The 23649-nt window shown below is 60.5% G+C and carries 20 protein-coding genes and 1 pseudogene; 13 read left to right on the forward strand and 8 right to left on the reverse strand.

The window, feature by feature from the left end; translation table 11 throughout:
* Positions 1–67 precede the first annotated feature (67 nt).
* The 3 genes from relA to KGB27_RS14890 all read left to right on the forward strand — a co-directional run bounded on the left by relA (position 68) and on the right by KGB27_RS14890 (position 3840).
* Positions 68–2311, forward strand: a complete 2244-nt coding sequence (gene relA / locus KGB27_RS14880) for a GTP diphosphokinase (protein ID WP_008029318.1) — start codon at positions 68–70, stop codon at positions 2309–2311.
* Positions 2312–2435: 124 nt separating this feature from the next.
* A complete protein-coding gene (gene mazG / locus KGB27_RS14885) occupies positions 2436–3269 on the forward strand; it encodes a nucleoside triphosphate pyrophosphohydrolase (RefSeq protein WP_223481333.1) in 834 nt (277 codons plus the stop codon).
* 28 nt (positions 3270–3297) lie between these two features.
* Positions 3298–3840: a DUF2058 domain-containing protein gene (locus tag KGB27_RS14890; protein ID WP_008041629.1), complete on the forward strand. Its 543-nt coding sequence runs from the start codon at positions 3298–3300 to the stop codon at positions 3838–3840.
* Between the two features lie 70 nt (positions 3841–3910).
* On the opposite strand, the gene KGB27_RS14895 is transcribed toward KGB27_RS14890, so the two are convergent.
* The 6 genes from KGB27_RS14895 to KGB27_RS14920 form a co-directional block, all read right to left on the reverse strand.
* Complete coding sequence (locus tag KGB27_RS14895; RefSeq protein ID WP_008029315.1) at positions 3911–4099, reverse strand: hypothetical protein; 189 nt, start codon at positions 4097–4099, stop codon at positions 3911–3913.
* A 394-nt stretch (positions 4100–4493) separates the two neighbouring features.
* Positions 4494–5714, reverse strand: a complete 1221-nt coding sequence (fabB, locus tag KGB27_RS14900) for a beta-ketoacyl-ACP synthase I (protein ID WP_008029314.1) — start codon at positions 5712–5714, stop codon at positions 4494–4496.
* Between the two features lie 11 nt (positions 5715–5725).
* Positions 5726–6241 carry a 3-hydroxyacyl-[acyl-carrier-protein] dehydratase FabA gene (gene fabA / locus KGB27_RS14905; RefSeq protein ID WP_003179264.1) on the reverse strand — a complete coding sequence of 172 codons (516 nt, stop codon included), beginning with the start codon at positions 6239–6241 and terminating at the stop codon, positions 5726–5728.
* Between the two features lie 247 nt (positions 6242–6488).
* On the reverse strand, positions 6489–8390 hold the full coding sequence (locus KGB27_RS14910; RefSeq protein ID WP_192227935.1) for an ATP-binding protein: 1902 nt from the start codon (positions 8388–8390) through the stop codon (positions 6489–6491).
* Positions 8387–9319, reverse strand: coding sequence for an ABC transporter substrate-binding protein (locus tag KGB27_RS14915; protein ID WP_223555112.1), 933 nt, complete (start codon positions 9317–9319; stop codon positions 8387–8389). The genes KGB27_RS14910 and KGB27_RS14915 overlap by 4 nt, the downstream gene beginning before the upstream one ends.
* A complete protein-coding gene (locus KGB27_RS14920) occupies positions 9320–11443 on the reverse strand; it encodes a TonB-dependent receptor plug domain-containing protein (RefSeq protein WP_223555115.1) in 2124 nt (707 codons plus the stop codon).
* A 196-nt stretch (positions 11444–11639) separates the two neighbouring features.
* Here KGB27_RS14920 and KGB27_RS14925 point away from each other — a divergent pair, with 196 nt between their 5' ends.
* The 5 genes from KGB27_RS14925 to KGB27_RS14945 all read left to right on the forward strand — a co-directional run bounded on the left by KGB27_RS14925 (position 11640) and on the right by KGB27_RS14945 (position 15834).
* Complete coding sequence (locus tag KGB27_RS14925; RefSeq protein WP_008029310.1) at positions 11640–12665, forward strand: NAD(P)H-dependent glycerol-3-phosphate dehydrogenase; 1026 nt, start codon at positions 11640–11642, stop codon at positions 12663–12665.
* A gap of 31 nt (positions 12666–12696) precedes the next feature.
* Positions 12697–13044 carry a DUF4389 domain-containing protein gene (locus tag KGB27_RS14930; protein WP_223450364.1) on the forward strand — a complete coding sequence of 116 codons (348 nt, stop codon included), beginning with the start codon at positions 12697–12699 and terminating at the stop codon, positions 13042–13044.
* Positions 13041–13493 (forward strand): phosphohistidine phosphatase SixA, encoded by a 453-nt coding sequence (gene sixA, locus KGB27_RS14935; protein ID WP_207286458.1) that lies wholly within the window; start codon positions 13041–13043, stop codon positions 13491–13493. Before KGB27_RS14930 ends, sixA begins: the two co-directional genes overlap by 4 nt.
* Before the next feature lie 197 nt (positions 13494–13690).
* Positions 13691–15358, forward strand: coding sequence for an AMP-binding protein (locus KGB27_RS14940; RefSeq protein WP_223555117.1), 1668 nt, complete (start codon positions 13691–13693; stop codon positions 15356–15358).
* A 32-nt stretch (positions 15359–15390) separates the two neighbouring features.
* On the forward strand, positions 15391–15834 hold the full coding sequence (locus KGB27_RS14945) for a hotdog fold thioesterase (protein ID WP_223555119.1): 444 nt from the start codon (positions 15391–15393) through the stop codon (positions 15832–15834).
* A 30-nt stretch (positions 15835–15864) separates the two neighbouring features.
* On the opposite strand, the gene KGB27_RS14950 is transcribed toward KGB27_RS14945, so the two are convergent.
* Positions 15865–18831 carry an RHS repeat-associated core domain-containing protein gene (locus KGB27_RS14950; protein WP_223555121.1) on the reverse strand — a complete coding sequence of 989 codons (2967 nt, stop codon included), beginning with the start codon at positions 18829–18831 and terminating at the stop codon, positions 15865–15867.
* Positions 18832–19037: 206 nt separating this feature from the next.
* Between KGB27_RS14950 and KGB27_RS14955 the strand changes: the two genes are divergently transcribed.
* The 5 genes from KGB27_RS14955 (at position 19038) to KGB27_RS14975 (ending at position 23347) form a co-directional block, all read left to right on the forward strand.
* Complete coding sequence (locus KGB27_RS14955) at positions 19038–19844, forward strand: alpha/beta fold hydrolase (RefSeq protein WP_008029305.1); 807 nt, start codon at positions 19038–19040, stop codon at positions 19842–19844.
* Complete coding sequence (locus KGB27_RS14960; RefSeq protein ID WP_008029303.1) at positions 19841–20695, forward strand: alpha/beta hydrolase; 855 nt, start codon at positions 19841–19843, stop codon at positions 20693–20695. The genes KGB27_RS14955 and KGB27_RS14960 overlap by 4 nt, the downstream gene beginning before the upstream one ends.
* 50 nt (positions 20696–20745) lie before the next feature.
* Entirely contained in the window at positions 20746–21405 is a 660-nt protein-coding gene (locus KGB27_RS14965; protein WP_008029301.1) for a glutathione S-transferase family protein, read from the forward strand.
* Between the two features lie 8 nt (positions 21406–21413).
* Positions 21414–22220 (forward strand): DUF4892 domain-containing protein, encoded by an 807-nt coding sequence (locus tag KGB27_RS14970; protein ID WP_008029299.1) that lies wholly within the window; start codon positions 21414–21416, stop codon positions 22218–22220.
* Between the two features lie 71 nt (positions 22221–22291).
* Positions 22292–23347 (forward strand): AI-2E family transporter, encoded by a 1056-nt coding sequence (locus tag KGB27_RS14975; protein ID WP_008029297.1) that lies wholly within the window; start codon positions 22292–22294, stop codon positions 23345–23347.
* Between the two features lie 105 nt (positions 23348–23452).
* Here the strand turns inward: KGB27_RS14975 and KGB27_RS14980 are convergent.
* A pseudogene (locus tag KGB27_RS14980) lies at positions 23453–23649 on the reverse strand (histidine kinase); the annotation flags it as partial.

The following is a 23649-nucleotide window of genomic DNA, read 5'->3' on the forward strand; positions in this document are numbered from 1 at the left end:
GGGCTCATGGGCAGCGAAGGTCAGCGATTTGACGCATTGAATCTGCGTCGTAGGGAAGGTAAGCAAGATGGTACAGGTGAGAGCACACCAGCCGATCAACACCGACGGCAGTATCAATCTCGAGGCTTGGCTCGATCATGCGGTCAGTGTCGATCTGGCACTGGATCGCGAAGCCTTGAAAGAAGCCTGCGAGTACGCTCGCGAGGCAGAACAACAAGCCAATGCGGCGAAGAATTTGTGGTCCGAGGGAAACTCCAGTTTCCGCACCGGCCTTGAAATTGCCGAGATCCTCGCCGACCTCAAGCTCGATCAGGATTCGCTGGTCGCCGCGGTCCTGTACCGAGGCGTGCGCGAAGGCCAAATCCAGTTGCCGGCGGTCAGCCAGCGCTTTGGTCCCGTGGTGGCCAAACTCATCGACGGCGTGCAACGCATGGCGGCGATCAGCGACAGCCTGAGCCCGCGTAAATCCATGGTGATGGGCACTCAGGGCCAGGTGGAAAACCTGCGCAAGATGCTCGTGGCCATGGTCGACGACGTGCGTGTCGCGCTGATCAAACTGGCCGAACGCACCTGCGCGATCCGTGCGGTGAAAACCGCCGACGACGAGAAGCGCAACCGCGTCGCCCGGGAAGTCTTCGACATCTACGCGCCGCTCGCCCACCGTCTCGGCATCGGTCACATCAAGTGGGAACTGGAGGACTTGTCCTTTCGCTACCTCGAGCCCGATCAGTACAAGCAGATCGCCAAGTTGCTGCACGAGCGGCGCCTGGATCGCGAGCGTTTCATCGCGGATGTGATGAACCAGCTGAAAGTCGAATTGCAGGCCACCGGCGTCGATGCCGACATCAGCGGCCGGGCCAAACACATCTATTCGATCTGGCGCAAAATGCAACGCAAGGGTCTGGAGTTCAGCCAGATCTACGACGTTCGCGCCGTTCGCGTGCTGGTGCCGGAAATGCGCGACTGCTACACCGCGCTCGGCATCGTCCACACCTTGTGGCGGCACATCCCGAAAGAATTCGACGACTACATCGCCAACCCGAAAGAGAACGGCTACCGCTCGTTGCACACGGCGGTGATCGGGCCTGAGGGCAAGGTGCTGGAAGTGCAGATCCGCACCCATTCCATGCACGAAGAGGCCGAGTTGGGCGTTTGCGCGCACTGGCGCTACAAGGGCACCGACGTCAAGTCCGGCTCCAACCACTACGAAGAGAAAATCTCCTGGCTGCGTCAGGTGCTCGAGTGGCACGAAGAGTTGGGCGACATCGGCGGCCTGGCGGAACAGCTGCGGGTCGATATCGAGCCGGACCGGGTGTACATCTTCACCCCCGACGGTCACGCCATCGACTTGCCGAAAGGCGCGACGCCGCTGGACTTCGCCTACCGCGTGCACACCGAGATCGGTCACAACTGCCGTGGCGCGAAGATCAACGGGCGCATCGTACCGCTCAACTACAGCCTGCAAACCGGTGAGCAAGTCGAGATCATCACCAGCAAGCACGGCACCCCGAGCCGCGACTGGCTGAACCCGAACCTGGGTTACATCACCACCTCGCGGGCGCGGGCGAAGATCGTTCACTGGTTCAAATTGCAGGCGCGCGATCAGAACGTCGCGGCCGGTAAAACCCTGCTCGAACGCGAACTCAGTCGCCTTGGCTTGCCGGCGGTGGATTTCGACAAGCTGGCCGACAAGGCCAACATGAAGACTGCCGAGGACATGTTCGCCGCGTTGGGCGCAGGCGATTTGCGCCTGGCGCAACTGGTGAACCTGGCGCAGCAACTGGTCGAGCCGGAACGCGGCAACGAGCAGCTGGAACTGATTCCGCGCAAGGCCACCGGCTACAAACCGGGCAAGCGCGGCGACATTCAGATCCAGGGCGTCGGCAACCTGATGACGCAAATGGCGGGCTGCTGCCAGCCGTTGCCGGGCGATGCCATCGTCGGTTATATCACCCAGGGCCGTGGCGTGAGCATTCACCGTCAGGACTGCGCCTCGGTGCTGCAACTGGCCGGGCGCGAGCCTGAGCGGATCATCCAGGTCAGCTGGGGCCCGGTGCCGGTGCTCACCTATCCGGTGGACATCATCATCCGTGCCTACGACCGTTCCGGTTTGCTGCGTGACGTCTCGCAAGTGCTGCTCAACGAGCGGATCAACGTGCTGGCGGTCAACACCCGCTCGAACAAAGAGGACAACACCGCGTTGATGTCCCTGACCATCGAGATTCCGGGGCTGGATGCGCTTGGGCGGTTGCTGGGGCGGATATCCCAGTTGCCGAACATCATCGAAACCCGGCGTAACCGTACGCCGTGAGAAACCTTCACGGAAATTGATGGTGATATCTGTAGGAGCGAGGCTTGCCCGCGAAAACGGTGTGTCAGACATGCAGCTTTCGCGGGCAAGCCTCGCTCCTACAGAGCGTAGAGATTAATAAAAGATGTATTCACTTGAAGATTTGCTGCACCTGATGAGCCGTCTGCGTGACCCGCAGTTCGGCTGCCCGTGGGACATCAAGCAAACCTACGCGACCATCGTCCCGCACACCCTTGAGGAAGCCTACGAAGTCGCCGACGCCATCGAGCGCGGAGACTTCGATCACTTGCAAGGCGAGCTGGGCGATTTGCTGTTCCAGGTGGTTTATTACAGTCAACTGGCCCGGGAAGAAGGGCGCTTCGAATTCGCCGGCGTCATCGACAGCATCACCCGCAAGTTGATCCGTCGTCATCCCCACGTGTTCCCCACCGGCGATCTGTACGCGCCGCTGGATGTTCCGCGTCTGAGTGAAGAGCAGGTCAAGCAGCGCTGGGAAGAAATCAAGGCTGAGGAGCGCGCCGAGAAATCCGCGGTACCGCAACAACTGTCCTTGCTCGACGACGTGCCCGCCGCGCTGCCGGCGTTATCCCGTTCGGCCAAGTTGCAAAAGCGCGCAGGGCAGGTCGGTTTCGACTGGCCGGATGCGTTGCCGGTGCTGGATAAAGTCCGTGAAGAGCTCGATGAAGTGCTCGAAGCCATGGCCGACAACGACTCGGCAGCGATTGCCGATGAAGTCGGTGACCTGCTGTTTTCCGTGGTCAATCTGGCGCGTCATTTAAAGGTCGATCCGGAAACCGCCTTGCGCGGTGCCAACAGCAAATTCGAAAGACGCTTCCGTTTTATCGAACAGGCATTGCGCGACACCCACCGTCCCATAGAAGATTGCACCCTAGAAGAGTTGGACGCCTTGTGGGGCGAAGCCAAACGTCAGGAAAAGAATTTGCCCAGCTGCGGTTGAGCAGTGGCCTAAGTGAGAAATAAGCACCATGAGCATTTCCCTTCGCGACCAGTTGCTAAAGGCAGGGCTGGTCAACCAAAAGCAGGCCAAACAGGTCGGCAAAGAGAAGCAGAAGCAGCAGCGTCTGGTCCATAAAGGTCAGATTGAACAGGATGACACCCAGCAGCGTCTGGCGCAGGAAGCACTGGCCGAGAAGGTCAAGCGTGACCAGGAGCTGAACCGTCAGCAGCAAGAGAAAGCCGAGGCCAAGGCCCGTGCCGCGCAGGTCAAGCAATTGATCGAAGTCTCGCGCCTGCCGAAGCTGACCACCGAGGACTACTACAACTTCGTTGACGACAAGAAGGTCAAGCGCCTGTCGGTCAACGCGCTGATGCGCAACAAGCTCAGCAACGGCTCGCTGGCGATCGTGCACCATGCCGGCGGCTACGAAGTGATCCCGCGTGAGGCGGCCCTGAAGATCCAGGAACGCGATCCGCAGCGCATCGTGCAGCTGAATGTGCAGACCGAAGAAGCGGCGGCTGAAGACGATCCGTACGCGGCCTATCAGATTCCTGATGATCTGATGTGGTAAGCGGTTAACGACTGCTACAACGACAAACCCCGCTCATGGCGGGGTTTGTCGTTTTCAATGCTGTCGTTGCTTATGCGGATCGGAGCTCTCGTTGCTGCTCCAGTGTTTCCAGTTCGGTCTTGTAGCTGTGGGCGTCGGTTTCGGAGTGGAACATCCCTACCAACATGCCTTGTTGGTGCACGTCCCAGATCCGGATGCCGGCGGCTACGCCCTCGTGGGATTTATGTGAATCGTCGCGTTCAGTTACTTTTACAGTCATCTGCTAGCTCCAATCTCTGTGATATCTGCAGCAAGGCGTGTGCAGGACTCAGTTATATGTTTGGTTAGCTTGCTAAGTAAACGACTGTGTTTGGTAACGCACTCTTGCCAATTCTGTAAAAGTGCTGCAGCCCGCGTAATACGCGACATTCGGTCGCAGGGCTTTGAGTTTCATGACAAAAGCTTCATGTTTCCTGGCCCGTGCGCCATACACAAAACCTGTAGGAGCCGGCTTGCCGGCGATGACGTATGCACATCAACATCAGTGTTGGCTGACCCACCGCAATCGCTGGCAAGCCAGCTCCTACAGGTTCTGTGTTGTGCCTTTTGTTCAGGTATAAAAAAACGCCCCGAACCAGTCGGGGCGTTTTTGTGTGCAGCGTAGCGGCGGGGTATTACTTACCCTGCCAGCGCTTCAGTACCAAAGTAGCGTTGGTACCACCGAAGCCGAAGCTGTTGCTCATCACGGTGTTGAAGGCGACGTCTTCGCGAGTCTTGGTCAGGATCGGCATGTCTGCCACTGCTGGGTCCAGCTCGTCGATGTTGGCGGAACCCGCCATGAAGTTGCCTTCCATCATCAGCAGGCAGTAGATCGCTTCGTGAACGCCAGCGGCGCCCAGGGAGTGACCGGACAGGCTCTTGGTAGAGCTGATGGCCGGAGCCTTGTCGCCGAATACCGCACGCACGCCTTCCATTTCCTTGGTGTCGCCGACCGGAGTCGAGGTACCGTGGGTGTTCAGGTAGTCGATAGGTGCGTCAACGGTGGACATGGCCATCTGCATGCAACGGATGGCGCCTTCACCGCTTGGGGCAACCATGTCGTAGCCGTCGGAGGTCGCGCCGTAGCCAACGATTTCCGCGTAGATTTTCGCGCCGCGAGCCAGAGCGTGTTCCAGCTCCTCGACCACCACCATGCCGCCACCGCCGGCGATGACGAAACCGTCACGCTTGGCGTCGTAGGCGCGGGAGGCCTTCTCCGGGGTTTCGTTGTACTGGGTGGACAGGGCGCCCATGGCGTCGAACAGGAACGACTGGCTCCAATGTTCTTCTTCACCGCCACCGGCAAATACGATGTCCTGCTTGCCCAACTGGATCTGCTCGACCGCAGTACCAATGCAGTGAGCACTGGTGGCGCAGGCGGAGGAGATCGAGTAGTTCACGCCCTTGATCTGGAACGGCGTGGCCAGGCAGGCGGAAACGGTGCTGCCCATGGTCCGCGTCACGCGGTATGGACCAACGCGCTTCACGCCTTTCTCGCGCAGGATGTCCAGCGCTTCCATCTGGTTCAGCGTGGAGGCGCCACCGGAACCGGCGATCAGGCCGGTACGCGGGTTGGAGACTTGCTCATCGGTCAGACCGGAGTCAGCGATGGCGTCTTTCATGGCCAGATAGGCGTAAGCCGCCGCGTGGCCGACGAAGCGATAGATCTTGCGATCGATCAGTTCTTCGAGGGGAAGGTCGATGGAGCCGGAAACCTGGCTACGCAGACCCATTTCGGCATATTCCGGGTTGAACCGGATGCCAGGGCGGCTTGCACGCAGGTTAGCGGAGACGGTCTCTTTGTCATTGCCCAGGCACGAAACGATGCCCAGACCAGTGATAACGACGCGGCGCATGCGGATAACCCTTAGAAGTTGTCAGTGGAGGTGAAAACGCCGACCCGAAGGCCTTCGGCGGTGTAGATCTCGCGACCGTCGACAGTCACCGAACCATCGGCGATGGCCAGGTTCAGTTTGCCTTTGAGGACGCGCTTGATATGAATGTTATAGGTCACTTTCTTCGCGGTCGGCAGAACCTGACCAAAGAACTTCACTTCGCCCGAACCCAGGGCGCGGCCACGGCCCGGCAGGCCTTGCCAGCCGAGGAAGAAACCGACCAGTTGCCACATGGCGTCGAGGCCCAGGCAGCCTGGCATCACCGGGTCACCTTCGAAGTGACAGGCGAAAAACCACAGATCCGGAGTGATATCCAGCTCGGCGACCAATTCACCTTTGCCGTACTTGCCGCCTTCTTCGCTGATCAGGGTGATGCGATCCACCATCAGCATGTTCGGGGCGGGCAGTTGCGCGTTACCTGGGCCGAACAGCTCACCGCGACTGCAGCGCAGCAGGTCTTCCCGAGTAAAGGCGTTTTGTTTGGTCATGCGAGCTCCTCAATAGTCCCATGCGGCAGGTGGGGCAAATCTTCCCGACCGATCGAAGCGTTCATGCCTCGAATCGGCAGCCTACTCATAGACTATTGCGTTGTGGTGAAAGTCACAGCACCAAGGACATGAATGTACACTTGTGCACTGAAATTATTATTCAAGCCCCTTTTCGGGCCTGTTCGGGTGCCTAAGACTGCCGCACTTTCGCCTTTCACGCCAGTCGCAGATGGTCGAAAGGCCTGCACTACTGCACCCATCGTTGCAGAATCTGCTGCAGATCAGTGCGTTTGAAGGGCTTGGCCAGGTAATCGTTCATTCCCGCCGATAAACAGGCTTCGCGGTCGCCCTGCAAGGCGTTGGCGGTCAGCGCGATGATCGGCAGGTCAGTGCAGCCGGGTAATTGGCGGATCTGGCGGGTAGCCTCGTAGCCGTCAATGATCGGCAGTCGGCAGTCCATCAGAATCGCTTCGAAAATCAGACTTTCGGCACTTCGCACCGCTTGAGCGCCATCGGTGGCGACGCTGACAGTAAAGCCCAGACTGCGCAACATTGCTTCGATAACGGTCTGGTTGACCGGGTTGTCCTCGACCAACAGCACATTTCGCCCCTCACCATCGCCGCTGCCAGTCGGTGTACGCGGTGTCAGTACCGGCAGCTTCTGTTTATACAGCGCCAGCGGGATTTCCAGGGTGAACACCGAGCCGCGACCTTCCTCGCTCTGGGCGCGCAAGGTTCCGCCCATGCGTTCTGCCAGGGTGCGAGCAATCGGCAGCCCCAGCCCGGTGCCGCCGTAACGCCTTGAAATAGAACTGTCGGCCTGCTGGAACGCGTTGAACATCAATTCCAGGCTTTCGGCCGAGATACCAATCCCGCTGTCGCGCACGGTGCAGGTGAACCACAACAACTCGTGATCCAGCGACTGCCACTGCGGCTCGATGCTGACGCGTCCTTTTTCGGTGAACTTCAGCGCATTGCCCACCAGGTTCACCAGGATTTGCCGAATCCGCGTCGGGTCGCCCTGCACCTGCAAGTCACGCATGTCCTCGGGAATCAGCAACGCCAGGTCGAGCCCGCGCTGCATCGCGCTGTGCGAGAACGACTGGGCGCAACTGCCGATCAGGTCCGCGAGGTTGAACGGGATGTGCTCCAGTTCCAGCTCCGAACGTTCAATGCGCGAGAAGTCGAGAATGTCGTTGATGACTTTAAGCAAGTGCTCGGTGGACTCCGAGGCCAGCGCCGCGTACTCGACCTGCTCCGCGGTCATATCGGTGGTTTCCAGCAGTTGCAGCATGCCGAGCACGCCATTCATCGGTGTGCGCAATTCATGGCTCATCATCGCCAGGAAGTCCGATTTGGCGTTGTTGGCTTTTTCCGCCTCTTCGCGCGTCTGGATCAACTGCGCCATGGCCTGATGCTGTTCGCGGCTGGCCTGTTCCAGACCGCTGGCGAGGTTGTTGATGTGCTGCGACAGCGCGCCGAGTTCGGTGTCGTCGACAATCGGCAACGGCGTTTTGTAGTCGCCGCTCTGGATCGCCTTGACCGCGTTGCCGATGTCACGGATCGGCTGCGACAGGCTGCCGGCCAGGCGCCGGGCAATCAGGAAAGTGAACAGCAGGGCGAACAGCGCGAGGACACCGGCCTTGAAGAGGATTTCCTGTTGGCGCTTGCTGAAGGCGTCGTTCGACAGGCCGACGATCACCCGCCCCAGATAATCTTCGGCGGGGGCGGCGCCAGTGACTTTGCCACCCTGGAAGAAATCATTGTGCAGTGCGATGCGTTGCAAGCGCACCGGCGCCTGGAACACTTCGACCTGTTGCGAGCGGGTGTAGGTTTCCGAGGGGTGCTCGACGTACACCAGAATCCGGTTGGCGCTGTCCTGGACTTCCAGAAAGCGCACATTGGGCGTGGCTAGGGTGGCCTTGAGCAAACTTTCAAGCACCTCGTTGTTGCCGGAAATCACCCCGTACTCGGCGGCCGGCGCCAGTTGGTTGGCGATCAGTTGGCCGGTGTGATTGAGCTCCTGACGCAGGTCCTGGATCCGCACGAAGGTGAAGAAACTGATCAGCAGCAAGGTCAGCAGCAGGGCAGGGCCGAGGCTGATGATCTGGGTTCGCGTGTTGATGTCCCAACGACGACGGAAAGTCATGGGCGGCGTTCTCCTTCGGCCAACTGTGTTGCGACCAACGCTTCATTAATCTGTTCAATGCCTAACGAACGAGCCACTTGTGGGTTACTCAATACTTTGAAGCGATTGGCGTAGTGCGTGCGCGGCCACGTGGCCGGTGGCCGGTCGAGCAGATCGTCGAGAATCGCCAGCCAGTCGCTCTGGTCGCTGTAGGTGCTGGTCAGGCTTCCGGCCTTGACGAACCCGGCGTTGGGACCGATCAGTGCGGTTTGCCGTGTGTAGCTGCTGAGCAGCAGGTTTTTCGCGGTTTTGGGGTTGTACAGGTCGGGATCGTCGAGGCCCAGCAGCACGTCACTGTTTTTCAGCAGCGTCTGTAACGGTCGGCTGTCATGGGTATTGTCCCAGCGCTCGGTGACGATTTCGAAACCCAGGGGCTTGGCGATCTCGCGCAGTTCGCCCAGGAGAAATTCGCTGTGGCTGTCGTAAAGCACCCCGACCCGTTTGACCTGAGGCAAAAGGATTCGGGTCAGGCGTAATTGCCGATCCAGCGGTGGATCGCTCCACAACAGGCTCAAATGCGCCGGCACAGTTGCCCCCAGGCGTTGACGGGCTTGCAGGCGGCTGATGCGCAGCACCAGCGTCGCCGGGCCTCGGGCGTCTTGCAGGCGCCAGTCGAGGCTCGGCAGATCCAGCAGGATCAACCGGGTGCCGGCAGGCAATTTGTCCGGTGTCGGCAGATTGGCCAGTGGCTGAAAGCGAACGTTGTCAGCCGGGCGCAGGTCGCTCAGGGCCTTGGCGAAAGACTGCATGCCTGCGCTGTCGTCGGCGCCGGTCAGAAGAATTTCGGCAGCGTTGACCGAAAGGCTACCCAGCCACCCGGCAAACACCAGGCACAACCCGGCCAGCAGGCGGCCAGGGTTTGGCATCATCCGTGATAGAGAGCGCAACATTTAGAACGCCAGCTCCGCGCTGAAGTAGAGCACTCGCCGTTCGTCGTAGCGGTTGTCGATGAACGTCGTGGGTTGATTGTCGAGGCGCTGTTGGAGGACGCCGGCCAGTTCCAGGCTGGCCTTGCCCAGGCCAACGCGCTTGGCGATACGCGTGTCGACCCGCTCAAAGCGATAGCCGTTGAGCGCGTCGTCACCATAGTAGAAGAGCGCGCTGTTCCAGCCGTGGCCCCAATCGCGCAGCCAACCGGCGGAGCCACTGTTACGCGCGGTCTGTTGCGCATCCAGCGGGTTGCTCGCCTCGGCATCGACGTAGGCGTAGGTCAGGCGCAAGCGATCGGCACTGCTCAGGCGCCAGTCGAGCTGGGTTTCCGTACCGGTGAAGCGCGAGCTGTTGGCGTTGCTGGCGATGTACTGATTGTTGCGTAGCGGCTCGCTGATCATGCCGGTGATTTCGTCGTGAAACACCTTCACGTCCACCGCCAGCCTCCACTCGGCGAAGTAGCCGTTGTAGCCCAGTTCCCGCGAGCGCATGTGTTCCTGGTCGAGATTGCCGGGACCGCGGGTCTTGACGAAATAGCGGGCGCTGTTCTGGCCGTAGGCAGCGGGTTGCAGGTTGGTCACCCGGTAACTCCAGTTGACGTTGTTCTCGAACATGTCCGGCGAGCGGATGGCTTCCGAATACACCGCACGCAAGCCGTGGCGCGGATTGATCAGATAGTTGACCGCCACGCGCGGTGTCAGCGAGCTGCCGATCAATTGCGTGTCTTCGAACATTGCACCGCCCTGTAACAGCCAGTGTTCGCTTGCGCGCCACTCGAGCTGGCCGAACGCGCGCCATGTCGTGTCGTCGAGCGTGCCATTGAAGTAGGTCTCGGAATCTGCCCGGTCGTAACGATAGTTCAGGCCGCTGACCAGTCGCAGACTGTCGGACAGGCTGAGGGTGTCTTGCAGTTCGAGGTCGTAGCGCGTCTCGCGGGTGCTCTGGTCGATGTCGCCGCACAAGGTTTGGCGGGCGCCGTTGCGCCACTGGTCCAGCACTTTACTGGCCAAGGCTTTTTCTGCCGGCGTGCCGGACGGTGCGCCGAGGCCGACGTAACGCTCGATGTTGCGCGCCAGGCGCTCGGTGTAATTCGGATTGAGCTGCCAGAGCTCTGTCAGTTCAGGGCTGAACGAAACTTCGGCGTCGCAGGCGCGCCAGGTCTGCTGACGATCCCAGTGCTGGGCCGAGCCCTGGATATACAGGCTGTGATCAGGATTAACATCGAGATTCCAGCGCAGGGAACCGGCATAGTCCTTGGCCACAACGTCGGAATTGTTCCCGGCGGCAGTAATCCCCGAGAACACCGGGCGGTAGGTATAAGGCCGCTGGTTGCTGCCATCCTTGGCATTCAATTGCCAATCGAGGCTTTGCTGTTCGTTGAGCGCCTGGCTGACGGCGAGGTTGAAACGGTTCAAGCGGCGGCTGTCGCGGTAATCGGCGCCGCTGCGGTCCGAGTCAAAGCCGTCGTCCTGCTGGCCGGACAGCGACAGGCGCATGTCGCCACCATCCCAACCCACGCCCTGACTGGCGTAAAAGTCATCGATGCCGCGCTGGCCACGGGTGACTTTGACCCGCGTACCATGGCTGTCGGCCGGGTTGCGGGTGATGATGTTGACCACCGCCATCAACGCATTGGCGCCATAGCTGACCGTGTTCGGGCCGCGGAAAACCTCGATGCGCTCGATGTCTTCCATGGCCACCGGAATGTCGCTCCAGTCGACCGTGGCCAGGCCGGCGCGGTACACCGAGCGCCCGTCGATCAGCACCTGCATGCGCCGCGCTTCGCTGGCGTTGGTGCCGTGATAGTTCACCGCCGCCTGATTGCCGCTGATGTTGCCGACCATCATCCCCGGCACCAGTCGCAGCAATTCACTGATGTCACGGGCGCCACTGGCGTTGATCAGTTCGCTGTCGATCACCGTCATGCTTCCCGGAACCGCCGCCGGCGACTGTTTAAGACGCGTAGCCGTCAGCACTTGCGGCACAGGCTCGTTGTCGAGAAACAGGTCGTCGGCCAGCAATGGCGGGCTGAATATCAGCGCCAGGACCAGCGGAGAGCGAGGTGCAGCGGGGCCAAACGACACAACACATCCTTGATAGCGATTAATGGGCGCGCATGTTAACCGAGCGGGTCGACTTTTTCAGTCACGATGCCGGCATTTTCCTCGGATTTATCCGTCTTCTTTCTACAAGTGCCGGTAATTGACGCGGGGGCTGGCCGCCACTGGGCCGCTCCGTATAATGCCGACATCGCCATTGGTATGGATTAACGGATTGCATATGACTGAACAGCGCCCAATTGCGGTCCTGGGAGGCGGAAGTTTTGGTACCGCCGTGGCTAATCTGCTGGCCGAGAACGGGCATCAGGTCCGGCAGTGGATGCGTGACCCCGAGCAGGCCGAGGCCATTCGGGTCAATCGCGAGAATCCGCGTTACCTCAAGGGCATCAAGATTCTGCCGGGAGTGGAAGCGGTCACCGACCTGCAAGCCACGCTGGACGCCTGCGATCTGTGTTTTGTCGCGCTGCCTTCCAGCGCGCTGCGCGCGGTGCTGGTTCCGCACGCCGATCGCTTGAGCGGCAAGTTGCTGGTGAGCCTGACCAAAGGCATCGAAGCCCACACCTTTAAACTGATGAGCGAGATCCTCGAAGAAATCGCCCCGCAAGCGCGCATCGGCGTGCTGTCCGGCCCGAACCTGGCCCGTGAAATCGCCGAGCACGCGCTGACCGCCACGGTAGTCGCCAGCGAAGACGAAGAACTCTGCCAACGGGTTCAGGAAGCGCTGCACGGGCGCACCTTTCGCGTGTACGCCAGCGCCGACCGTTTCGGCGTGGAGTTGGGCGGGGCGCTGAAAAACGTCTACGCGATCATCGCCGGCATGGCGGTGGCGCTGGGCATGGGCGAAAACACCAAGAGCATGCTGATCACCCGGGCGCTGGCGGAAATGACCCGCTTCGCGGTGAATCAGGGCGCCAACCCCATGACGTTCCTGGGACTGGCCGGGGTGGGGGACTTGATCGTCACCTGTTCGTCGCCAAAAAGCCGTAACTACCAGGTCGGCTTCGCCCTCGGTCAGGGCTTGAGCCTGGAAGACGCGGTGACACGCCTGGGCGAAGTCGCCGAAGGTGTGAACACCCTGAAAGTGCTCAAGGCCAAGGCCCAGGAAGTAGGCGTCTACATGCCGCTGGTCGCCGGGCTGCACGCGATCCTGTTCGAAGGGCGCACGCTGAATCAGGTCATTGAACTGCTGATGCGTGGCGAACCGAAAACCGACGTCGACTTTATTTCCACCAGTGGTTTTAACTGATCACGCTTTTAAAACAGGCAGGGAATTGCACATGAACGATCCGAAAGTAGAAGCCAAGTACGAATCCATCCTGCTGCGGGTGTTGTGGATGATCGTCTTCCTGCTGGTCTGGCAGGTGGCGCAGTTCATCCTCGGCGCCGTGGTGCTGGTGCAACTGGTCTATCGTTTGATCTATGGCGCCCCGAGCGCCAGCCTGATGAATTTCGGCGACAGCCTGAGCCAGTTCCTGGCGCAGATCGGTCGTTTCGGCACGTTTCACAGCGACCAGAAACCCTGGCCGTTCGCTGACTGGCCGACGCCGCGTACACCGGAAGGTGAAGCGCCACACGTCGTGGCGCCTGCGCCGCATCCGGCCCGAGATGAGGAACCCAAGCTATGAAACTCTGGGTATTGCGTCATGGGGAAGCCGAGCCTTACGGCTCGCGTCCGGACTCCGAACGGACATTGACTGCCCACGGTCGTGAAGAAGTGCTGCGCAGCGCTGCGCGGTTGATGGGGCAGCCCGTCACCGCGATCTATGCCAGCCCTTACCTGCGAGCGCAGGAAACTGCGCAACTGGTCCGTGAGGCTCTGGGCTTCGAACCGGAGATTCGTACAGTCGACTGGCTGACCCCGGAAACCGACCCGGATAAAGTGGCCGAGCAGTTGGTGTCGGTGAGTGACGTCCTTTTGGTCAGTCACAACCCGCTGGTGGGTAACTTGCTGAGCTACCTGCAACATGGCGCCGGCTATCCACCGGAAAAAGTCAGCACCGCCGGCCTGGCCGAACTTGAGCACAATGAGTTGTTGATCGGATCGATGAAGCTCAACAGCCTCAAGCACCCATAACACTTTTTGCTGCTTTTGCTTTTGTAGGAGCGTGGCTTGCCCGCGAAGCTTTTAGCGCCTTCAAGGGCCCCTTCGCGGGCAAGCCTCGCTCCTACAGTGTTCGGCTGCAGTACTGATTTTTTGTAATGAAATAGTCAACCAAGCAATCGCTTGGTTGACTACGCTTGCTCCAGACCAAAAATAAAGGAGCGAGTCGCATGTCTGCTGCTTTTCGTTTGCCGCTGGACGTCTTCTACGAGCGCGAATCCCGTCATCCCCGCCAGCGCTTTCTGGTCCAGCCCACGGGTGGTGGCCAGGTCGAGACCCTGACCTGGGAAGACGTCGGCCATCAGGCTCGCTGCGCCGCGCACTGGCTGCGCGCCCGTGAACTGCCGCAAGGCAGCCACATCGCCCTGATCTCGAAAAACTGCGCCCACTGGATCATCGCCGACCTGGCGATCTGGATGGCCGGGCATGTGTCGGTGCCGTTGTACCCGAACCTCACTGCCGAATCCGTCGCGCAAGTACTCGAACACTCCGAAGCGGCGCTGGCGTTCATCGGCAAACTCGACGACTGGCCCGGCATGTCCCGCGGGGTCAATCCCGACTTGCCGACCATCAGCCTGCCGTTGCACCCGCCGGGTACCTTCGATTTCAGTTGGTCCGACCTGCAAGCCTGCTCACCGATCCAGGACGACCCCAAACCTGCCGCTGACCAACTGGCGACCATCATTTACACCTCCGGCACCACCGGCATGCCCAAAGGCGTGATGCACAGCTTCGGCAATCTGGGGTTCGCCACCACCCGTGGCACGCAGTTGTTCGGCCTCAATGAGTCGGATCGATTGCTGTCTTACCTGCCGCTGTGCCACGTCGCCGAACGCATGTTCGTCGAACTGGCGTCTATCTACACCGGGCAAACCGTGTTCTTTGCCGAGAGCCTCGACACCTTCCTGACTGATTTGCAGCGGGCGCGGCCGACTGCGCTGTTCGGCGTGCCACGCATCTGGACCAAATTCCAGATGGGCGTGTACGGCAAGATCCCGGCAAAACGCCTCGACTTCCTGCTCGGGCTGCCCTTCATCGGCAAACGGGTAGGGCACAAAGTGCTCGCCGGGCTGGGGCTGGACGCCTTGCGCGTCGCGTTGTCCGGCGCCGCGCCGGTGCCGCAGACGTTGTTGCTGTGGTACCGCAAACTCGGGCTGGACGTGCTGGAGGTCTACGGCATGACCGAAAGCTGCGGGTATTCCCACATCGGCCGGCCCGGCGACAACAAACCGGGCTGGATCGGCAAGCCTTGCCCTGACGTTGAAGTGCGGATCGCCGAATCGGGCGAGGTCTTGGTGCGCAGTGGCGCAACCATGCTCGGGTATTTCAAGGAACCGGAAAAAACCGCCGACACCATCACCGAGGACGGCTTCCTGCGCACCGGTGACAAGGGCGAACAGGACGCCGAAGGCAACCTGCGCCTGACCGGTCGCCTGAAGGAAATCTTCAAGACCAGCAAAGGCAAGTACGTGGCACCGGCACCGATCGAAAACCGTTTGGCGGTGCATTCACGCATCGAGCAAGTGTGCGTGGTCGGTGATGGGTTGAGTGCGCCGTTGGGGTTGTGCGTGCTTTCGGCGGTCGGGCAGCAGGACGCCGGCGGAACCGCGCGTGCCGGCCTGCATTCAAGCCTGGAAAAACTTCTCGAAGAGGTCAACGGCGCCCTCGACAAACATGAGCGCCTGCGCCGGCTCGTTGTCGTCAAAGACAGCTGGGCCGTGGAAAACGGCTTCCTGACGCCAACCCTGAAGATCAAGCGCAACGTGATCGAAGCGGCTTACGGCCCCCGGTTCGAAGAATGGAGCGAGCATAGCGAAGCGGTGCTGTGGCAGGATTGAGCCACGAACAAAACCAACAAAGGATGTGTGCAATGCGTTTGTGGCGTACCACTCCCAACATCGAGCAGTTGAACGCAACTCAGAAAAACACCATCGGCGAAGTGCTGGATATCCGCTTCGAAGCCTTCGACGAAGAGTCGCTGACGGCGAGCATGGTCATCGATCACCGCACTCACCAGCCTTATGGTTTGCTGCACGGTGGTGCCTCGGTGGTGTTGGCTGAAACAGTCGGCTCCATGGCCAGTTATCTGTGCATCGATGCCAGCAGGTTTTACTGCGTAGGCCTTGAGATCAACGCCAACCATTTGCGGGGGCTGCGCAGCGGACGGGTGACGGCGGTGGCCAAGCCGATTCACATCGGGCGCACGACCCATGTCTGGGACATTCGGTTGACCAGCGATGAGGGCAAGGCCAGTTGTGTGTCGCGGTTGACCATGGCGGTGGTGCCGTTGGGGGAGAGCCCGCCGGCCCGATAATCCTTTCGAGCCGGGTCTGGACTGACGGCTTCAGATGTCATGAACGCTATGGCGCCGGACGACAGAACGGCTGCTGAATCTAGGCGCCGTTGACTGGACGTCTGGACTAATGCGAGCTGCGGCCTGCGGATCAAATACACTGTATCCGTCCAGAGCGGCTGGCATGACCACAGCTCGATAGTCAGCGAGCCCGATGAAGGCTCCGGCGATGGCTCCACTTAGCATGTTCACCGAATCCCCGCGTTCGGAGGCACTCAGGCCGGTGATGCTGGCCGTCGCAGCTTCAACCGCGGTATTCACGCCGTAAATGAACAGGCTGGAGGTAACCCTGCCGGTCGCCCCTAATGCTGTATCGAGGAGCGGTGGACTCTGAATCGGCGAAGTACCAGCTGTATAGTTTGTATCTGGATGATTTCCCCGCAGCCACGTGCCGACAAACCCGTCCGCCCCTTCAATCAAAGGACCTAGCCAACTGCGAATGGACTCTGGGACAAATCGACCGAGCGCGCCATTGAGTGTGTTAGTTACCGCATAGGCCAAGACTGTTCGATGAACGGTCGGCGCCCGATCTCCCAGGCTGACATCGCCCCAGGGAAAGTTTGCTCCATGCCCCCTGAGTATCTGTTGTAAGAGTTCTCGAGTGACAGCGCCTACCGTTGCGCCTATTCGGTTGATGGCTGTCTGGTTCAGTTCTACCTCTGATTCGTCCGTTGAATCACTGTCATGACTCAACGCGGCCGGTAAAGCGCCTGTCAAAAAGCCAACTATGGCACCGAATACCATTGCGTTGCGATGAAACCGTGCAGCCAAACCACCACCGACAATCCCGACGGCAATCCCATCAAGCAGGCCGGCGGTTGCCTCCAGTGCAGCGTTAGTAGCACGACTGGCTGGCAAGGTGTTCAACGCCACAATGGTCGACATTTGCATCACGCCGGACATACCCCTGGAAACGAAATCACGCACAAAGGCAGATGAAGACGCATCGCGAAGGTTTCTGGTTTGTAGCGTGTGGTCATCTATCAGTCCGGCGATATCTACATGCCCCACCGGATTTGCGTGAACCATCGCATACAGATTCAACCCGTCAGCGGTCCCCGCAGGATCCGCGCTCAGCCACCGCTGACACCAAGGCATGTAGTAGCGAAACCCGTAGTAATACAAACCCGTGGCATCCCGCTCCTGTCCCGAATAACGAATGGTTTTGTAACTGGCTTCCAGCTTGCTGCGCCCCGCCCACCAGCAGGTTCCACCGTACGGGTAGTAGCTTTCCCACGTGATCAATCGCGCAGCTTCATCCAGCTCGACGGTGCTGGACTTCAGATGATCGGTGAAGCTGTAGCGATGCTGGTCCTGGGGAATGCCTGACGCAGGTTTTTTCTCCCAATGAAGTATCTGCACCTTGCCGCGCCCGGCCTCCACCGTGATGACATGAAGGATTTCGTCAGCGCACGAGCGAATTTCCACACCCGGCAGGTAGCGGGTTTCGTGGGTGCGGGTCAACGTGCCGGTGTAGGCCTGACGGATCTTTCGCAGGCGTTGGCCGCTGCCGTCATAGAGGTAAATCTCGGTGTCGTCAGGCTCGTCCTCGCGCACCACTCGATCGACCTGGCGCAATTGGTTGCGTAAATCCCACAGCAAGTCTTGTCCCGGTTGGAGGGTCATGCGGTTGCCGTTCAGGTCGTAACTGGCGGCAATGTCGTTGTCGTCGGGTAACTCGCCATTGGTCTTTTGAGGCAGGCTGCGATTGCTGGAAGCGGCGATGGCAGTACGTTCGGTGCGGCTGGCACTGTCGGCCTGATGCTGCATGACTTCCAGGTTGCCGGCGGCATCGTAGGTGTAAATACGCGTGTAATTTTCCAGTTGCCCGGGGTCGGGCGCAGATTGGAACGCCGGTAACTGCGGCCCGCCGCCGGCATTGCGAAGCTGTCGGCCGGTGGCGGCTATCAGTCGGTAAAGGCTGTCATAACGGTAGCGATGGGTGTGTTCGATCCGCTGATTGCGGTGATAGCGAGTCGGGTCGGCAGTGTCGGTCAGGCCAGTGATATTGCCTGTGGCGTCGTACTCGTAAGTCAGGTCCTGGATCGCAGGTTGATCTGGCACGTAAGCCTTCAGATGTTCCAGGCGCCCGTCTTCAGGGCGAAAAGTCGCACACGAAACAACGCCATTCCCTGCACGTTGCCGCTCGACCTGACCGAAAGCGTTGTACTGGATGTCACTGACCAGGGTTTTTTCCTCGGTCTGTCCGGCCAGTGTCAGGCGAACTTCTTTCAGCTCGGCTGCACGGGTCTGAATGAACGCTTGAGTATTACCTTTTGCGTCGGCCTGCCTGATGGGGTCGCCCACGGCGTTGCAGTGAAGGCGGGTGATCGCTGGATCATCCTCCAGAAAACCATCGCGTTCGCTTTCCGTCACGGGCCAATCCACGGACCATTGCGGATCTTCGACAAAAGTTCGGCTGTGTTGCAGCGGTGTGCCGCCAATGCCGAACGAGAGGTAGTGCAAAGTGCCTGCGGTGTCGTCCTGGCGAATCAGTTGGCCACACAGGTTAAGGCTTTCATCGGCGCTGGCAGCCGCGTAGGCAAACCTCGCGATGCAGCGTTGCGCTTCACCGTGGGCGTTCTCGAATGAAGCGATCGGCCGGCGCTGCCCGTCGTAGTGCAGGCGGCTATGGGTGAGCTTCTGATCCCATCCTTCGACGCCTTGTCCGTCCTCGGCGAGCAAGCCCAGGCGCCAGCCGGCATCACTGTTTTCGGACAACAACAGGGCGCCCGACAGGCTGAACACGCTGATTTGATTGGCGGCGCTCTGGCCTGTCTGATGTAAACGAAACAACCGTGGATCGCGGCTCAGTACGGCACGCCCGGCAACATCGTGGACCTGCTGGGTAATGCAGCTTTCGGCTGCAGAGTTGTCGCGGCGGTGATACGCCACGGCACGCACGCCCAGACCGCGGGAGTCGATCACTGCAATAGCGGGCGTGTTGGCGTGGGTCATGACAGGCATTGCCCGAAGCTTGGCGACAGTGCTCTTATCCGCGTCATGAGGATTGACTGTCAACTGTCATAAATAACAGGTCCGACCCAACGTGCCGCTCATAGCCACGGCACGACTGTCATCATTCCTGGCAGTTACGGTCATTGCGGTTCCCGGTGGGCTTGCGGACAATCAGGTTCTGTTTTTCGTTTGATGGAACGACCGGTATGTCGCAGCAGATATTTTTCGCCCACGCCAATGGGTTCCCCTCCGGGACCTACGGCAAGTTGTTCGCGGCGCTGGCGCCCGAGTATCAGGTGACGCATCTGGAGCAGCACGCCCATGACCCGCGTTTCCCGGCGGATGACAACTGGCACAACCTGGTCGACGAGCTGATTCATCACCTCAAGCAACAGGCGGAACCGGTGTGGGGCGTCGGCCATTCCTTCGGCGGCGTGCTGCACCTGCATGCGGCATTGCGTTGTCCCGAGCTGTATCGCGGCGTGGTGATGCTCGATTCACCGGTGCTGACCCGCGCCGATCAATGGGTGATCCTCGCGGCCAAGCGTTTCGGTTTTATCGACCGCCTGACCCCGGCCGGCCGCACATTGGGGCGTCGCGAAGAGTTCGCCGATATCGAGAGTGCCCGCCGTTATTTCGCCGGTAAAACGCTGTTCCGCGGTTTCGACCCTGAATGTTTCGACGCTTACCTGCAACACGGCCTGCATCAGGTCGGCGACAAACTGCGTCTGCGTTTCGATCCCGCCACGGAAATCAGCATCTACCGGGGCGTGCCCCACACCAGTCCCGGTCGCGCACGGCAACTGAAAGTGCCGCTGGCGGTGGTGCGAGGGCACAAAAGCCGCGTGGTGATGCGCCATCACGCCAATTCTGTCGGGCGCATGCCGTTGGGCGAATCCCTGACCATGCCCGGCGGCCACATGTTTCCCCTCGAACGTCCCCAGGACACCGCCACGCTGCTGAAAAACCTGTTCAGCCGCTGGGACGCTCGTCATCAGCAGGATTGCGCATGAACCATGCCGTCGAAGAAGTCCGCCTGAGCCTGCCGCACATTGAGCTGGCGGCGCACCTGTTCGGCCCCGAAGACGGTTTGCCGGTGATTGCCTTGCACGGCTGGCTGGACAACGCCAACAGCTTTGCCCGGTTGGCGCCGAAGCTCAAAGGGCTGCGCATCATCGCGCTGGACATGGCCGGTCACGGTCATTCCGGGCATCGCCCGACGGGTGCCGGCTACGCGATGTGGGACTACGCCCATGATGTGCTGCAAGTCGCCGAACAGCTGGGCTTGAAGCGTTTTGCGCTGATGGGGCACTCCATGGGGGCGATCGCTTCGCTGATCATCGCCGGGTCGCTGCCGGAGCGGGTTACGCACCTGGCCTTGATCGACGGCATCATTCCTCCTACAGACAAAGGCGAAAATGCTGCCGAGCGCATGGGCATGGCCCTGCAAGCGCAACTGGACCTGCGAGAGAAAAGCAAACCGGTCTACAACACCCTGGATCGCGCCATCGAAGCGCGTATGAAAGGTTTGGTGGCGGTCAGTCGCGAGGCCGCCGAATTGCTGGCGCAACGCGGCTTGATGCCAGTGCCGGGCGGTTACACCTGGCGCACCGATAGCCGTCTGACGCTGCCATCGCCGCTGCGTCTGACCACCGAACAAGCCATGGCCTTCGTCCAGCGCGTCAGTTGTCCTGCGCTGCTGGTCGTTGCGGCCGACGGCATGCTCGCCAAACATCCCGAGTTGCTGGAGCGTCTACCCTTTAGCCGTGAACAGCTGCCTGGCGGTCATCATTTGCACCTGAATGACGAATCCGGTGCCGACCTTGTCGCAGACTGTTTCAATCGGTTCTTCGCCGTTCCTTGACTTGCGCCGGGCAACTGTCGAGGCTGGGCGGGTTGAAATGGGAGACAACCATGATAGATCTCTACACCGCTGCGACCCCGAATGGCCACAAGGTCTCTATCGTGCTCGAGGAACTCGGCCTGCCCTACACGGTGCACGCCCTGAGTTTCGACAAAAAGGAACAGAAGTCCGCGGACTTCCTCAAGATCAACCCCAATGGCCGGATCCCGGCGATTGTCGACCGCGCCAACGGCGATTTTGCCGTGTTCGAATCCGGCGCCATCCTGATTTATCTGGCAGAACTGAGCGGCAAACTGTTGCCCAAGGACCCGAAGGGGCGCTCGGTGGTGCTGCAGTGGCTGATGTTCCAGATGGGTGGAATCGGTCCGATGCAGGGCCAGGCCAACGTGTTTTTCCGTTACTTTCCGGAAAAGCTCCAGGGCGCCATCGACCGTTATCAGCATGAAACCCGACGCCTGTATGAAGTGCTCGACACGCGCCTGCAAGACGTAGAGTTTCTGGCGGACGAATACAGCATTGCCGACATCGCGACCTATCCGTGGGTCCGTGGTCACGAGTGGTCCGGTGTGGCAGTGGACGGCTTGTCGGCCTTGCAACGCTGGATGGCGACGATGGCGGCGCGTCCGGCGGTGCAGCGCGGTTTGCTGGTGCCCGAGCGCATCGACGACGCCAGTGTCGTCAAGGGTGCCCAGGCCATGCTGATCCGATGAGCCTGTCCATGCGATCACTCAGTCTGCTAATGCTGTGTTGTTTCAGTCCTTCTCTGTTTGCCGCCGATGTGCCGGGCAGTCAGGACCTGCCGATCGTGCCGCGCCTGGCCGATTCGCAGATCGTCGACTATCGCCCTACCGCTGAACTCGAACGGATCTACCCGTTGGGCTCGATCCGCAAGATCAGTGGGCAGTTGCGTTTCGACGGTCAGGTCAGCGCCCGCGGCCAAACCACGTCGGTGACCTACGAACTGCCTGCGGAGCATTCCTCCACCGAAGCCTTCACGGCGGCTCGCGAAGCCTTGCAGAAGCAGGACGCCCAGTTGCTGTTCTGGTGCCAGGCCCGCGATTGCGGCGAGAGCAGCCTGTGGGCCAATGAGGTCTTCGGCAATGCCAAGCTCTATGGGGCCGACGATCAGCAGGCCTACCTGTTGTTGCGTCTGGCGGCGCCGCGGGACAACACCCTGGTGGCGCTCTACAGCATCACTCGCGGCAATCGCAAAGCCTATTTGCACGTCGAGCAGTTCGACGCCGCAGCGCCGCTGGGTGATTTGCTGCCGACTTCCGCCACCTTGCTTCGAGAACTCAAGAGCACCGGCGAGCTCGATTTCCCCAAGCTGACCGGCGACCCTGACGATACCTGGCTGCGCCTGATCTCCCGAGGGCTGAACCTGGACACCACGTTGCGGGTCAGTGTGTCCGGGCCGAAGGCCGAAGCCTGGCGCCAGGCCCTGATCGGCCAGGGTGTGCGTACGGCCAGGATGGAAACCGGCAGCGTCGAAGGCTCTGGCCTGCACATCGAACTGTTGCGATAAGCTGTGGCAGGCGGACGTGCTTGCCACGTTCGCCTACTCTTATTGGCTGACTGACTTTTTTCGAGACGTGGATGATCAATAACGATCGACTGTTGGTGCAGATCCTGCTGCTGGTGCTGTTTGGCGCGAGCTTCTGGGTGATGGCGCCGTTCTGGTCGGCCATGTTCTGGGGCGCGGTGCTTGCGTTCGCCAGTTGGCCGCTGATGCGCTTGCTGACCCGTTGGCTCAATGGGCGAGAGTCCCTGGCGGCGGCATTGCTGACCCTCGGCTGGATGTTGCTGGTGGCGGTGCCGCTGGTGTGGCTGGGTTTCAATCTCGCGGACCATGTGCGTGATGCCACGGCGTTCATCAAGGACGTGCAGATGGATGGCCTGCCCGAGGCGCCGACATGGCTGGGCAGTATTCCTTTGGTGGGTGCGCGTCTGGTGGTGATCTGGAACAGCATCGATCAGCAGGGCGCGGCGATGATGGTGTCGCTCAAACCTTATCTGGGGCAGGTCGGCAACTGGTTGCTGGCGCGCAGTGCACAGATTGGCGGCGGCATTCTCGAGCTGACACTCAGCATTGTGTTCGTGTTCTTTTTCTACCGGGACGGGCCGCGTTTGGCGGCGTTTGTCCATGGGCTGCTGCAACGGTTGATCGGTGACCGCGCCGGTTATTACATCGAACTGGTGGCGGGTACGGTGCAACGGGTGGTGAACGGCGTGATCGGGACTGCGGCGGCGCAAGCGGTGCTGGCGCTGATCGGCTTCCTGATTGCCGGGGTGCCGGGGGCACTGGTGCTGGGCATCGTCACCTTCTTGCTGAGCCTGATTCCCATGGGGCCACCGCTGGTGTGGATTCCGGCCACGGCGTGGCTCGCCTGGAAGGGCGAATACGGTATGGCGGTGTTCCTTGGAATGTGGGGGACGTTCATCATCAGTGGGGTCGACAACGTGCTCAAGCCTTACCTGATCAGTCGTGGCGGCAATTTGCCGTTGGTGATCGTGCTGTTGGGCGTGTTTGGCGGGTTGATTGCGTTCGGGTTCATCGGTCTGTTTATCGGGCCGACGTTGCTGGCCGTGGCGTACAGCCTGTTGACCGACTGGAGCAAGAGTCAGGCGCGGGTGGAAGATCGCCGACCGTAAACTCATGGCCGATAAATTGTAGGAGCCGGCTTGCCGGCGATGGCATCACCGCGTTTCACCTCAAACGCCGCGGTGATCCGATCGCCGGCAAGCCGGCTCCTACAATTAGCTTGTAACGTTCAGGTACTTGCCCACCGTCGCCACCTTGTCGAGCGAGTACTGCTTGCTCAGGTTGGCGATCATTTTATTCAGCGCTTCAGTCACGTTCGCCTGAGCGGTTGCGCTGTTGCTGTTTTTCTCGCGACCGGCCTGCAGCGCGGCTTCCAATTCGTCGCTGCTGACGCCGCCACTGCTGTCACTGT

Source organism: Pseudomonas sp. BF-R-01, from assembly GCF_019946615.1.
Taxonomy (GTDB): Bacteria; Pseudomonadota; Gammaproteobacteria; order Pseudomonadales; family Pseudomonadaceae; genus Aquipseudomonas; species Aquipseudomonas migulae.